The organism is Accumulibacter sp. (assembly GCF_023806635.1).
Lineage (GTDB): Bacteria > Pseudomonadota > Gammaproteobacteria > Burkholderiales > Rhodocyclaceae > Accumulibacter.
This window is the reverse complement of record NZ_JAMTDQ010000091.1, coordinates 51,670-64,215: the sequence shown is the minus strand read 5'-3', so window position 1 is coordinate 64,215 and position 12,546 is coordinate 51,670. Positions and strand designations below refer to the sequence as shown.

Genomic DNA, 12,546 nt, shown 5'->3' with positions numbered 1-12,546 from the left:
GTTCGACCAAAAAAGTCCAGACCTAATTTTGCGGGTAAAGGGCAGGGCTAGCCGGGGGCAGCGGCGACAGCGCTGCCGCAGCGCCCAATCCTCGGTCTCGCCCGATCAGCAGCGACGCTTGTGGCGCGTCCTGACAGCGCAGCGGTGGCTTTGGATCAGCCAGCCGTAGCAGGCGAGATTGACGGCGATCAGCGCGCCAGCGAGCGCCAGCTGGGTGGCGCGCGTCAGTCCCGGCGGATAGATGACGGGAAGCAGGTAATGCGCGATGAAACCGCCGGGATAGCCTGCCTGGCCGGCTGCCTGGCGCAGCTCGTTCTCGAGCGGAGTCAACGGGCAGATCCAGCCGGTGATCTCGACCGCGATGCCCCAGCAGGCGGCCGGCACATGAGCCCATGCCAGCCTGGGCCAGCGCAGGCAGAGCGCGCCGCCAGCAACGACAAAAGCGATGAAGAGAAAATGGAGGACGACGATGCCGTCGGCCAGCAGCCGTGTGCTCATCGCGGCGCCCGTGCCCTGTGCCGGGATCGCGTGACCGCTCCCGGCTCTGCAGGATGCGTCCCGGGCGTCCGCGGTTGCCGAGCCCCGCGTCTCATTGCTGGTCGGTGAAGCGCCTGATCAGTCTTCCCTCCTTCTTGGTCGGTCGCCCGCTGCGTTCGCTGCTGGGAACCGGCAGCAGTCGTCGGGCGGCCAGCTGTGCGGCTCGTCGCTCACTGCTCGCGGGGGACTCCTCATAGAGTTGCCTGGCTTCGTCGGCGGGGCGCCGGTGTTGCTCGAGAGCGCTGACGGTGATCTCCCACTTGAGGTCGCCGATGGTGACCTCGATCTCGTCGCCGCAGCGGACGAGGTGAGCCGCCTTGACCGCACGGCCAGCGAGCCGGACACGACCGGCCGCGACGGCCTGTGCAGCGAGGGCGCGCGTGCGGTGGAAACGCGCTGCCCACAACCATTTGTCGATGCGCATCGTTGCCGGCTGGGAATCCGCGGCCGCCATGCCCTACTCGCGCGTCGGATGTTTGCCGAGCTTGCGCTGCAGTGTCCGGCGGTGCATCTTCAGGGCCCTGGCGGTCGCCGAGATGTTGCCATTCTGCTCGGCGAGGACGCGCTGAATGTGCTCCCATTCGAGCCGATCGACCGACAATGGCGAGCCGGCGATGGCAATCGCCGAGTCACCGTCGCTGCCCTTGTTGAGCGCAGCGACAACCTGATCGGCGTCACAGGGTTTGGCCAGGTAGTGGACGGCGCCCAGTTTGATCGCTTCCACTGCCGTCGCAATGCTGGCGTAGCCCGTGAGCATCACGACGCGGGTGTTCGGGTCGAGTTCGATCAGTTTCTCGATCAATACCAGCCCCGACTCACCGGGCATCTTCAGGTCGACGACGGCGTATTCGGGAGCCAGTGCCTGCGCCTTGGCCAGCGCGGCAGAAACGCTGGTGGCGACGGTCACGGCGAAGCCCCGCCGCTCGAGCGCGCGGGCCAGGACACGGCGGAACGCCTCGTCATCATCCACGAGCAACAGGGTCGAGCGCTCGTCATCCGTTTGGGGCGCGTGTGCATCGGGCATGGTCGGTCAGACTTTCAGACGTTTGAGTGGCAGCGTGACCCGCGTGCAGGCGCCGCCCTGCGGATCGTCGCGGTTGAACAGTTCGACCTGGCCGCCGAAGCGCTCGATGGTCGCATTGCTCAGGAAGAGGCCGATACCGAGGCCGAGCGGGCGTGCTCCGGGATCGCTCTTGGTGCTGTAGAAGGCCTTGCCAAGGCGGCTCCTGCTGCTCTCGTCGACCCCGGGACCACGATCCAGGATCTCGATGCGGCAGTTGTCGGCATCCCAGTCGGCAGCAAAGCGAAGCGCCTCGGGGTGACCCGCGTTGGCGTCGGCAGCGTTGTCGAGCAGATTCAACAGCGCCTGTGCGAGGGTCCGTTCGGCGGCGATTTGCGGCGCCGGTTGCGGCCCGCGCAGGGTCACGCAGAGTTGGGCGTGTGGGCGGATGATCTGCCAATCGTCCAGCAGGCGGTGCAGGCAGGCATCGAGTGGCAGCGACTGCAGACTGTCATCGCGTCCATGTCCCGTCGAGGCGAGGATCTGCGAGATGGTCTGCTTGCAGCGATCGACCTGCTCGCGCAGGAGGACGATGTCCTCGTTCAGCTCCACATCGTCGCGATGATTGAGCTCGAGCTCGCGCAGCACCACGGCCATGGTTCCGAGCGGCGTGCCGAGCTGGTGTGCGGCACCCGCTGCGAGTGTCCCGAGCGAGAGGATCTGCTCGTTGCGCAGGGCCTCTTCACGCGTCGCCGACAACTCCCGCTCACGCGCCTTCAGGGCAGCAGCCATGCGCGTGACGAAGAAGGCGACGACGCCGACGCTGATCACGAAGTTCAACCACATGCCCAGTACGTGCAGGGCGAAGCTGCTGCCATGGGCCGCGTGCTCGCCGGCACCGCCCGTGGCGCGCGCCAGCAGCTCGTCGAAGCGGGCGAGGTCGCCCTGCGGCGGTGGCAGCGGCAGCTTCCAGAACATGAGGAAGGTATAGGCGACGAGGGTGATGCCGGCCATTGTCCAGGCATGACGGGGCGGGAGCATCGCTGCCGCCAGCGTTGCCGGCAACAGGAATAGCGAGATGAAAGGGTTGGCCGACCCGCCGGCAAAGTAGAGCAGCACGGTCAGGGTCATGGTGTCGATGATCAGATGAGCCAGGACTTCGCCGTCTCCAGCCAGGTGGCCCCGTTGGAGTCGCCACTGGGTGGCCAGGTTGATTGCTGCCAGCAAGGCCGTGATGGCTGCCATCGGCACGATGTCGAGCGGGATCCTGAGCCACGCCACGGCGAGGACGAGCACCACCGCCTGCATCAGCACCTCGATGCGGCGCAGGACGACGAGGCGTCGCAACGGGTTTTCTCTTCCCGTCACTGACGTCAGTCCCAGAGTTTGAGTGTTGCGCAACATCGATCGACGGGCACCTCGCAGCCGGCGGAGCGAGGGATTCTAAGTCCGCCAGAGTGGCGCTGGCTGGCCGTGTGACAATCTGTCGCGGGGACGTCTCACTGACGGACTCCATGCTGCCCGTGCGCGACGACTGTGTCACAACCTCTCAGAGCAGGGAAACGGGTTCGCCGGCCTGCGTCGAAACCAGATCCGACAGCGTCGACAGCAGCTCGGAACCATCACGCGTATCGCGCCAGGAGTCTCCCTGCCAGCGGTAGTGGAACCCGCCAGAACGCGCTGCGACCCAGATCTCCCGGGCGGCGTCATGGCGGTTGACGACGATCCTGCTGCCGTTGGCGAAGTCGATCTGCAGGACCTGGTCACCGACTCGTTCGAAGTCGAGATCGACAGCGATGCATTCAAGGGCAGCTTCGATCCGGGACAGGATTGCCTCGGCGTGGGCGTTGAAATCGTGCTCTTCCATGTGTGCTACCATTGCCCCATTTTGCCTTGGCGAATCATGTATTCATTCCTTGCGCCGCTCACGCTGGCCCTCATCCTGCTCACCGGTTGTGGCAATCGAGGCGGACTGGTCCTGCCGCCGAAACCGCAGGCGGTGCCGGTGGCGGCCGCACCCGCCACCCCTCCATCAGTACCCGAGGCCGAGCGCGTGGTGGCAGACAATCCAGCACGACCGGATTCTAGCACGGCTGCCGCGGAGGCCGAGCGATGAGTGGCTTTGCCCGCAGCGAAGGCGTGCTCTACGCGGAAGGGGTTTCCCTCGCTGCGATTGCCGAGCGCTTCGGTACTCCGTGCTGGGTCTATTCGCGGCATGCGCTGGAAGCCGCTCTCGACGAGTTCCAGAGTGAACTGGCAGGGATCGACGCGCTCGTCTGCTACGCCGTCAAAGCCAACTCGAACCTTGCCGTGCTCGACGTCCTCGCCCGGCGTGGTGCTGGTTTCGATATCGTTTCCGGCGGCGAACTCAAGCGCGCCCTCGCTGCCGGTGCCGATCCACGGCGGATCGTCTTTTCCGGAGTCGGAAAGAGCGCGGGTGAAATGGACCTGGCGCTGCAGGTCGGCATCCTCTGCTTCAACGTCGAGTCTGCGGCGGAACTCGATCGCCTGGATACCGTCGCCGGCGAACTGGGCAAGGTCGCGCCGGTCAGCCTGCGGGTCAATCCGGACGTCGACGCGCGGACGCACCCCTACGTCTCGACCGGCCTCAAGGAAAACAAGTTTGGCGTCGCCTATGAGGATGCCCTGCCACTGTATCGGCGCGCGGCCACCCGGCGCAACCTGCGCGTCAGCGGAATCGACTGCCACATCGGTTCGCAACTGCTCGACGCCGCGCCCTTTGTCGAGGCGCTCGAAAAGGTCCTCCTGCTGGTCGACCGGCTGGCGGCGGAAGGCATTGCCCTGGAACATATCGATCTCGGTGGCGGGCTTGGCATTCGTTATCGCAACGAGGCTCCGCCCGCCGTCAGGGATTACCTGCAGCCGATGCTGGCCGAGCTTCGCGGGCGAAAGCTGCGCGTTCTCCTCGAACCCGGGCGGCGCCTGGTCGGCAATGCAGGTGTGCTGCTGACGCGCGTCGAGTACCTGAAACCGGGCGACGCGAAGAGCTTCGCCATCGTCGATGCGGCGATGAATGATCTCGCTCGGCCAGCGTTGTATGGTGCTTGGCACGAAATCGTTGCCGTCATTCCGCACCCGGGTCCTGTCCGGGCCTGGGAGATCGTTGGGCCGGTCTGCGAATCGGGGGACTTTCTCGGCCGTGGACGGGAACTGGCACTCGCCGCGGGCGATCTGCTGGCAATTATGTCGGCCGGCGCCTACAGCATGTCGATGAGTTCGAACTACAACTCACGTCCGCGCGCGGCAGAGGTGATGGTTGATGGTGACCAGGCCCACCTGGTCCGTCGCCGGGAAACGGTCGAGGAATTGTACGCTCTCGAGGAGCGGTTGCCCTGCGCTTAGCGAGCAGCCGCGCGATCGGGCCGTGCCGGCGATCCAGTCGAGTCGCAGCCGCCGCGTTCAATCCTCGGCGCGTACGTCGTCGCCAGGCGGTTCCGGCTCGATCTGAGCGGGAACGTTCTCGCGGTAGAACATTTCTTGCGCCGGACCCTTGCCGGCATCCGGCGAGGCAACGGAAACGATGCCTTCAGGCATCGGCAGGAAGGACTCCGGTGTGTTGCTCAGCGCTTTAGCCATGTAGCCGATCCATGCGGGCAGGGCTGCCGTCCCGCCGGTCTCGCCCTTGCCGAGGTTGCGTGGCTGGTCGAAACCGATCCACGAGCAGGCGACGACGGTCTGCTGGTAGCCGCAGAACCAGGCGTCCACGTGCTCGTTGGTGGTTCCCGTCTTGCCGGCCAGATCGCGGCGCTTCAAGGTTGCCGAAGCACGTGCGGCGGTGCCGTAGATCGTCACGTCACGCAGCATGCTGTCCATCAGGTAGGCGTTGCGCGGGTCGATGGCCCGCAGGTTCTCATCACCTGCGCTGACCGACTCGGCTTGTGCCAGTACCTGCTTCCTGTCGTCGACGATCTCGCGCACGATGTACGGCCGGATGCGGTAGCCACCATTGGCGAACACGGCATAGGCAGCGACCATTTCCCACGGCGTGACCGAACCTGCGCCGAGCGCCATGGTCAGGTATGGGGGGTGCTTCTTCGCGTCAAAGCCGAAGCGGGTGATGTAGTCCTGGATGAAGCGGACACCGCTGGCCTGGAGCACGCGGATCGAGACCATGTTCTTCGACTTGGCCAGCGCCGTGCGCAGCCGCATCGGACCTTCATAGCGTCCATCGTAGTTCTTCGGCTCCCAGGCCTGGCTGCCGGTCAGCGTCGCCGGGAAGCTGATCGGCTCGTCATTGACGATCGACGCGGGGGTGAAACCGCGCTCCAGAGCGCCGGAGTAGATGAAGGGCTTGAAACTCGACCCCGGCTGCCGCCAAGCCTGGGTCACGTGGTTGAATTTGTTGCGCTGAAAGTCGAAGCCGCCAACCAGCGCGCGGATGGCACCGTCCGTCGGGTCCGCCGCCAGGAACGCTCCCTCAACTTCCGGCATCTGGGCGATGCGCCAGTTTCCCTTGTCGTCGGTCTGCACGCGGATGATCGCACCGCGGCGCAGACGCTTGTTGGGCGGTGCCTGGTCGTCCAGCATTCTTGCCGCGAACTTCAGACCCTCACCGGTGATGCTGATGACCTCGCCGCCGCGACGGAACGCCCGCAGCTTCCTGGCGTCGGCCTGCAGGACGATGGCCGGTTGCAGGTCCTCGCTCTCCTGATGCTCGAGCAGCATTTCCTCCAGTGCTTCGTCGGCGTCGGACTTGATTCCCGCCAGGTCGACGTAGGCTTCTGCACCGCGATATCCGTGTCGGCGATCGTAATCGAGGATGTTCCTGCGCACGCTGACATAGGCGGCTTCCTGATCGTCCTTGCGGATCGTCGTGAAGACACGCAGCCCACGTGTGTATACGTCATCGGGAAATCTCTCGGCGGCGATCTGGCGGGCCATTTCGGTGACGAATTCGGCGTGGATGGGTGTCGCGTTGCTTTCGCGCCGCAGCACCAGCGCCTGCGCCAGGGCGGCCTCGTGTTGCGCCTCGCTGATGAAACCCAGGTCGCGCATTCGGCGCAGGACATACTCCTGTCGGATGCGCGCGCGCCGCGGGTTGACGATTGGATTGTAGGCGGAGGGCGCCTTCGGGAGCCCGGCGAGCATTGCCGCTTCGGCCAGCGTCAGTTCGCCCAGTTGCTTGCCGAAATAGATGTGCGCAGCGGCGGCAAAGCCGTAGGCACGCTGGCCGAGGAAGATCTGGTTGAGGTAGAGCTCGAAGATCTGGTCCTTGCTCAGGTTCCTTTCGATCTTGAACGACAGCAGCGCTTCATAGAGCTTGCGCGTGTAGGTCTTTTCCGATGACAGGAAGAAGTTGCGGGCGACCTGCTGGGTAATGGTTGACGCGCCCTGACGCTTGCCGCCGCCCACCAGATTGGCATGCAGCGCGCGCAGCACGCCAAGCGTATCGACTCCCCCGTGCTGATAGAAGCGCTCGTCCTCGGCGGCAAGCACGGCCTGCTTCAGGACGGCTGGCACGTCCTGGATACTGACCACGGCTCGCCGTTCCTCTCCGAACTCGCCCAGCAAATGACCGTCTGCGGTGAACACACGCAACGGGATCTTCGGTCGATAGTCGGTCAGGATTTCCAGCGATGGCAGATTCGGGTAAGCCAGGCTCAGTACGACGGTCACCATCGCAACGGCGATCGCGGCAAGCCCGAGAACGACGACCAGGGGATAGAGCAGCCAGCGGAGAGCAGTAGGCAAGAGAGGTCCCGGCAGGGATTTTCCACAGGCCGACATTATATTGGAAGGTGGCGGCCGCGAGGTTGCCGCCGCGCGTCCGGTTCTCTTGCGCCCAACCGGCGCCAGCCCTTCCCGGCCAGACTTCCGGCCGGGAACGTGGTGTTCGGACGCACGCCGCGCGAACGTTCGCGATCAGCCTGGCAGCACGGCCAGTCGGTCCGGCTTGCCCGTGCGATGCTGCCCGCCCGCGCCCGTCTGGCCGTGCTCCGGCTGCGGTGCGCCGATCGTTGTCGATTCGCGACAGGCCGGGACACATCAGGGAGAAATCGCTTTACACCCTGCAGTGTTGTTGCTAGCATCTAAAGTAGAATATCTATAAGTACGCTAACTGTAAATTAATGAAGGGTTTTTGGGCAAGGGGTACGGTTTTGACGCTTGATCTTTCGATATTCAATCCGAAGGCGCGCTCCCTGATTGGGCTGGACATCAGTTCTTCATCGGTGAAGATGGTCGAACTGGCGAGTGACGGCAAGGGGGGATACCGCGTCGAGCGTTACGCAATCGAGATCCTGCCACGCGATGTCGTCTCCGACGGCAACATCGTGAACCTCGAGGCTGCGGCCGAATCCGTGCGGCGGGCGTGGAAGAAAATGGCCACGTCGACACGGCAGGTGGCGATCGCGCTGCCGGCTTCGCATGTCATCACCAAGAAGATCATCGTTGCCGCTGGCCAGCGCGAGACGGAACTCGAGTTGCTCGTCGAGTCGGAGGCCAACCAATACATTCCATTCGCACTGGACGAGGTCAACCTTGATTTCCAGGTGATTGGCCCGGCTCCGTCTTCGCCCGACGAGATCGAGGTTCTCATCGCCGCATCGCGAAAGGAGAAGGTCGAAGATCGCGTTGCCGTGGCCGAGTCGGCCGGCCTGAAACCGCGCGTCCTCGACGTGGAGTCCTATGCGGTCCTTTCCGCCTTTCAGCTGGTCGAGGCAACGCTTCCCGAGGGCGGCAAAGGGCAGATCATCGCCCTCGTCGACGTTGGCGCCAACGTCATGAACCTGACGGTATTGCGCAATGACCAGCAGATCTACGCACGCGAGCAAGCTTTCGGCGGCAACCAGTTGACGCAGGACATCGCTCGACTGTTCAACATGACCTTCGAGGAAGCGGAAGGCGAAAAACGTCGCAACAGCCTGCCGGAGAAGTACGAAACCGAACTGCAGCGGCCGTTCCTGGAAGCGCTCGCACTAGAACTGTCGCGCGCGCTGCAGTTCTTTTTCACGTCCACCCAGTTCAATCAGGTCAACCACATCGTCCTCGCCGGCGGTTGCGCCGTGATTCACGGTATCGACCAGGTGGTTGCATCGCGGACGCAGATCAACACCGTCATCGCCAACCCATTTGCCGGCATGGTGCTTTCCGACCGCATCCGGGAGAAGAGCCTGTTGGCCGACGCTTCGTCGCTGATGGTGGCATGCGGTCTGGCGCTGCGGAGATTCGACGAATGATACGCATCAATCTCCTGCCCCACAGGGAAGAGAAGCGCCGTGCGCGGCGTCAGCAGTTCTACGCCTTGCTCGGGCTGGTGACGGTCCTGGCTTTGTTGATCGCCGTTCTGGTCTATTCGATAATCGCCGGCTACATCGCCAATCAGGAGGCCAAGAACGACTTCCTCAAGAAGGAAATCGCCGTTCTCGACAAGGAGATCGACCAGATCAAGCGCCTCAAGCAACAGACGGAGGCGCTGCTCAAACGGAAGGAGACCATCGAGGCACTGCAGCGCGACCGCGCCGAAGCCGTGCGCCTGCTGACCGAACTGGCGAAGCAGATGCCCGAGGGGGTTTACCTCAAGGCGCTGAAGCAGGAGGGACAACGGATTCACATGGTTGGTTGGGCGCAGTCCAGCGCCCGCGTTTCGACCCTGATGCGCAACATCGAGGCTTCGCCTTGGCTCGAGAAGCCGGAATTACTGGAAATCAAGGCCGTGACGGTCGACAAGCGGCGGCTCAACGAGTTCGCCATGAACGCATCGCTGAAGCGGACTCCGGTTGAGCAAAAGGGAGCGAAGTGATGGCGAGGTTTCTTGCGAGCATTGACTTCCAGCGAATCGTCGGCGACTTTCAGAACCTGAATCCGCGTGACGTCGGTGCCTGGCCCGTCGCACCGCGTGCCACCGTTCTGGTCGTGCTTTTCCTGCTGATTCTGCTGGCGGGCTGGTGGTTCTATTGGGATGATCAGCTGGTTTCGTTGCGTGAGAAGCAGGAGGCCGAGTTGCGGCTGCGCGACGAATACGTCAGAAAGAAGGCTCAGGCAGTCAACCTCGACCTCTACGTGCAGCGCCTGAGCGAAATCGATCTGGCTTTCGGGGCCCTTCTGAAGCAGCTGCCGAACAAGGCCGAGGTTGAGTCGCTGCTGGTCGAAATCAACCAGGCCGGCATGGGCAGGGGGCTGCAGTTCGACCTCTTCAAGCCGGGTGCCGAGCTGGTCAGGGATTTCTACGCCGAGCTGCCGATCACCGTTCGCCTGACCGGCACGTACCACGATTTCGGCGCGTTTGCCGGTGACATCGGCAAGCTGTCCCGCATCGTCACCCTGAACAACATCGCGATCAGTACCAATCAACAGAGCAAGGACGGCAGTCTGGTGATGGATGCGACGACGAAGACCTTCCGCTATCTGGACGAAGAGGAACTGGCGGCGAACCGCAAGAAGGCGGCCGAGGCCGCGAAGGCCGGCAAATGAGACGCGTACTGCCCCTGATTCTCCTGAGTGCCGCGGTAGTTGCCGGTTGTGCCGACAATGACCAGGAGGAACTGCGCGAGTGGATGAAGACCGCCGCTGCGGGTGTCAAACCAAACATTCCACCGCTGCCGGTGGTGCAGCCCTACGAAGCGGTCCCCTATGACGTGGGCAATCTCACCGAACCGTTCGCCGTCGCCAAGATGGGCGTGGCGGACAAGAAGAGTGGCGGCGGCTTTCGGCCGGATCTGGACCGGCCGAAGGAGCCGCTGGAGCTCTATCCCCTCGAGTCACTCAAGTACGTTGGCGTGATCACGAGGAACAAGGTTTCCTTCGCGATCGTGCAGGTCGAGGGCGCGCTGCACCAGGTCAAGATCGGCAACTACATGGGACAGAATTTCGGTGTCGTCGTTGGCGTGACCGAGTCCGAAATCACGTTGCGGGAACTCGTTCAGGATTCGGCTGGTGACTGGGTCGAGCGGACGAGCACCCTGATGCTGCAGGAAAAGGGAGCAAGGTAGATGGAACGGATCAAGAATTGGCTGCCCGGCCTGATGGGTGCCCTGTCGTTGCTCGTTGGCGTCGCCACTGCCCAGGAGGCGGCGCCCAACGCCATCGAGTCGATGAATGTGCTGCAGCAGGGGCCGGTGGTCAACGTCAAGCTGACCTTCAGGGAGCCCCTGCAGGCGCTGCCGCCGGCGTTCAGCGTCGCCAAGCCGGCTCGCATCGCCCTCGACTTCGCGAATACGGTCAATGCCCTCGGAAAATCGAGCCAGACCTTCAACGAAGGCGATCTGAAGAGCGCCAACATCGTTCAGGCCGAGGGTCGGACGCGTGTCGTCCTCAACCTCAACCGTGCGATGTCCTACGAAGCGAGCATCGACGGCAAGAGCCTCGTGCTGGCGATGGTCCCGGCTGCGACGCCCGACAGCACGCAGGCCGTCGAGCATTTTGCCAAGGCGAGCGCCAGCGACGTCGGCAACAGTATCCGGGCGATCGTGTTCCGCCGCGGCAAGGATGGCGAGGGGCGGATTACCGTAGACCTGACCGATCCCAACGCCGGCATCGATATCCGGCACGAAGGAAAGAATCTGGTGGTCGACTTCGTGCGCGTGAACGTCCCCCCAACGCTGCGCAAGAAGCTCGATGTGACCGATTTTGCGACCCCCGTACTGGCTGTCAACACCGTCCAGAAGGGAGCTGACACTCGGATGACGATCACTCCGCGTGGACTCTGGGAGCACAACGCCTATCAGAGTGACACCCAGTTCGTCATCGAGGTGAAACCGATCATCGAGGATCCGAACAAGCTGGTGCAGGGTTCGCGTGGTGGCTACCGGGGCGAGAAGCTGTCGCTGAACTTCCAGAATGTCGATGTCCGCCGCCTGCTGCAGGTGATTGGCGAGTTCACCGGCATGAACATGGTGATCAGTGATTCGGTAGGTGGCTCGATCACCCTGATCCTCAAGGATGTCCCCTGGGATCAGGCGCTGGACATCATCATGCAGCAGAAGGGTCTCGACATGCGCAAGAACGGCAACGTGATCCTGATTGCGCCGCGCGAGGAGATCGCCACCAAGGAAAAGCTCGAGTTCGAATCGCAGGCGCAGATCGGCGACCTCGAACCGCTGCAGACCGAGAGCTTCCAGATGAACTACATCAAGGCTGAAGCCTTGCAGAGGCTACTGATCGATCCGAAGCAGACGCTGCTGTCGAAGCGCGGCAGCGTGTTGCTCGACGAGCGCTCGAACATGATGTTCGTCAAGGACACTCCTGGTCGGCTGGCCGAGGTGCGGGCCATGATCGCCAAGGTCGACGTGCCGACGCGCCAGGTCATGATCGAGGCGCGGATCGTCGAGGCCGGCGACAGCTTTGCCAAGAACCTTGGGGTACGCTTGGGCTTCAGACAGGTCTTCCCCGATGGCGCGGTCCGGATCGGCGGCGATTCGACGGCGATCAGGGGTAACCTGCAACAGGAAACGGCGGTCAACCTGCCCGCGACGCCACGTTCGGGAACCGCCGGTACCTTCTCGTTCCTCCTCTTCAACAACGCCTTGACCCAGTTTCTCGCCACCGAGATCTCGGCCCTCGAGTCCGACGGACGTGGCCGGGTCATCTCCAGCCCGCGGGTGATGACCGCCAACGGGGTCGAGGCGATCATCGAACAGGGTCAGGAGATACCGTACCAGCAGGCGACCAGTTCCGGCGCAACCAGCGTCTCCTTCCGCAAGGCGGTGCTGTCGCTGAAGGTCAAGCCGCACATCACGCCGGACGGGAAGGTAGCCATGGAGTTGGACGTCAACAAGGACACCCCGAACACGCGCCTGTCGACCGGCGCCGGCGTCGCGATCGACACCAAGCACGTGAAGACCGAGGTGCTGGTCGAGAATGGCGGCACGGTCGTCATCGGTGGCATCTTCGAGCAGGTCACGCGCAACAACGTGCAGCGCATACCCTTCCTCGGCGACCTGCCGTACATCGGTTTCCTGTTCAAGAACCGCGAGATCATCGACGACAAGACCGAACTGCTGGTCTTCATCACGCCGCGGATCGTCACCGAGCACCTTTCGCTGCGCTAG

At 63.6% G+C, this 12,546-nt stretch carries 12 protein-coding genes; 6 read left to right on the top strand and 6 right to left on the bottom strand.

The window, feature by feature from the left end; genetic code table 11:
* Positions 1-105: 105 nt before the first annotated feature.
* The 5 genes from NFW30_RS16190 to cyaY all read right to left on the bottom strand — a co-directional run bounded on the left by NFW30_RS16190 (position 106) and on the right by cyaY (position 3,404).
* Positions 106-498: a DUF2784 domain-containing protein gene (locus NFW30_RS16190; protein WP_295357655.1), complete on the bottom strand. Its 393-nt coding sequence runs from the start codon at positions 496-498 to the stop codon at positions 106-108.
* 91 nt (positions 499-589) lie between these two features.
* On the bottom strand, positions 590-961 hold the full coding sequence (locus NFW30_RS16185) for an RNA-binding S4 domain-containing protein (RefSeq protein ID WP_295357657.1): 372 nt from the start codon (positions 959-961) through the stop codon (positions 590-592).
* A 33-nt stretch (positions 962-994) separates the two neighbouring features.
* Positions 995-1,561 carry a response regulator transcription factor gene (locus tag NFW30_RS16180; protein ID WP_295357660.1) on the bottom strand — a complete coding sequence of 189 codons (567 nt, stop codon included), beginning with the start codon at positions 1,559-1,561 and terminating at the stop codon, positions 995-997.
* Positions 1,562-1,567: 6 nt separating this feature from the next.
* A complete protein-coding gene (locus NFW30_RS16175) occupies positions 1,568-2,905 on the bottom strand; it encodes an ATP-binding protein (RefSeq protein WP_295357662.1) in 1,338 nt (445 codons plus the stop codon).
* Between the two features lie 181 nt (positions 2,906-3,086).
* Positions 3,087-3,404, bottom strand: a complete 318-nt coding sequence (gene cyaY / locus NFW30_RS16170) for an iron donor protein CyaY (protein ID WP_295357665.1) — start codon at positions 3,402-3,404, stop codon at positions 3,087-3,089.
* A 245-nt stretch (positions 3,405-3,649) separates the two neighbouring features.
* On the opposite strand from cyaY, the gene lysA reads away from it, so the two are divergent.
* Positions 3,650-4,900: a diaminopimelate decarboxylase gene (lysA, locus tag NFW30_RS16165; RefSeq protein WP_295357668.1), complete on the top strand. Its 1,251-nt coding sequence runs from the start codon at positions 3,650-3,652 to the stop codon at positions 4,898-4,900.
* A 57-nt stretch (positions 4,901-4,957) separates the two neighbouring features.
* On the opposite strand, the gene NFW30_RS16160 is transcribed toward lysA, so the two are convergent.
* The gene (locus tag NFW30_RS16160) at positions 4,958-7,285 is read right to left on the bottom strand and encodes a penicillin-binding protein 1A (RefSeq protein ID WP_295357671.1); all 2,328 of its coding nucleotides are present in this window, start codon (positions 7,283-7,285) and stop codon (positions 4,958-4,960) included.
* Positions 7,286-7,656: 371 nt separating this feature from the next.
* Here NFW30_RS16160 and NFW30_RS16155 point away from each other — a divergent pair, with 371 nt between their 5' ends.
* Genes NFW30_RS16155 through NFW30_RS16135 form a run of 5 tightly spaced genes read left to right on the top strand, consistent with a single transcriptional unit; the run spans position 7,657 to position 12,546 of the window.
* Positions 7,657-8,736: a pilus assembly protein PilM gene (locus NFW30_RS16155; RefSeq protein WP_295357673.1), complete on the top strand. Its 1,080-nt coding sequence runs from the start codon at positions 7,657-7,659 to the stop codon at positions 8,734-8,736.
* Positions 8,733-9,299, top strand: coding sequence for a PilN domain-containing protein (locus NFW30_RS16150; RefSeq protein ID WP_295357676.1), 567 nt, complete (start codon positions 8,733-8,735; stop codon positions 9,297-9,299). The genes NFW30_RS16155 and NFW30_RS16150 overlap by 4 nt, the downstream gene beginning before the upstream one ends.
* Positions 9,299-9,970: a type 4a pilus biogenesis protein PilO gene (locus NFW30_RS16145; RefSeq protein WP_295357679.1), complete on the top strand. Its 672-nt coding sequence runs from the start codon at positions 9,299-9,301 to the stop codon at positions 9,968-9,970. The genes NFW30_RS16150 and NFW30_RS16145 overlap by 1 nt, the downstream gene beginning before the upstream one ends.
* On the top strand, positions 9,967-10,488 hold the full coding sequence (locus NFW30_RS16140; RefSeq protein ID WP_295357682.1) for a pilus assembly protein PilP: 522 nt from the start codon (positions 9,967-9,969) through the stop codon (positions 10,486-10,488). Before NFW30_RS16145 ends, NFW30_RS16140 begins: the two co-directional genes overlap by 4 nt.
* Positions 10,489-12,546, top strand: coding sequence for a type IV pilus secretin PilQ (locus NFW30_RS16135; protein WP_295357684.1), 2,058 nt, complete (start codon positions 10,489-10,491; stop codon positions 12,544-12,546). It begins immediately after the preceding gene.

Excerpts from the sequence above, each read along its gene's own strand:
- NFW30_RS16160 (WP_295357671.1), bottom strand. The coding sequence starts at position 7,285 with ATGTCGGCCTGTGGAAAATCCCTGCCGGGACCTCTCTTGCCTACTGCT.
- NFW30_RS16145 (WP_295357679.1), top strand. The coding sequence starts at position 9,299 with ATGGCGAGGTTTCTTGCGAGCATTGACTTCCAGCGAATCGTCGGCGAC.
- NFW30_RS16180 (WP_295357660.1), bottom strand. The coding sequence starts at position 1,561 with ATGCCCGATGCACACGCGCCCCAAACGGATGACGAGCGCTCGACCCTG.
- lysA (WP_295357668.1), top strand. The coding sequence starts at position 3,650 with ATGAGTGGCTTTGCCCGCAGCGAAGGCGTGCTCTACGCGGAAGGGGTT.
- NFW30_RS16150 (WP_295357676.1), top strand. The coding sequence starts at position 8,733 with ATGATACGCATCAATCTCCTGCCCCACAGGGAAGAGAAGCGCCGTGCG.
- cyaY (WP_295357665.1), bottom strand. The coding sequence starts at position 3,404 with ATGGAAGAGCACGATTTCAACGCCCACGCCGAGGCAATCCTGTCCCGG.
- NFW30_RS16135 (WP_295357684.1), top strand. The coding sequence starts at position 10,489 with ATGGAACGGATCAAGAATTGGCTGCCCGGCCTGATGGGTGCCCTGTCG.
- NFW30_RS16140 (WP_295357682.1), top strand. The coding sequence starts at position 9,967 with ATGAGACGCGTACTGCCCCTGATTCTCCTGAGTGCCGCGGTAGTTGCC.
- NFW30_RS16190 (WP_295357655.1), bottom strand. The coding sequence starts at position 498 with ATGAGCACACGGCTGCTGGCCGACGGCATCGTCGTCCTCCATTTTCTC.
- NFW30_RS16185 (WP_295357657.1), bottom strand. The coding sequence starts at position 961 with ATGCGCATCGACAAATGGTTGTGGGCAGCGCGTTTCCACCGCACGCGC.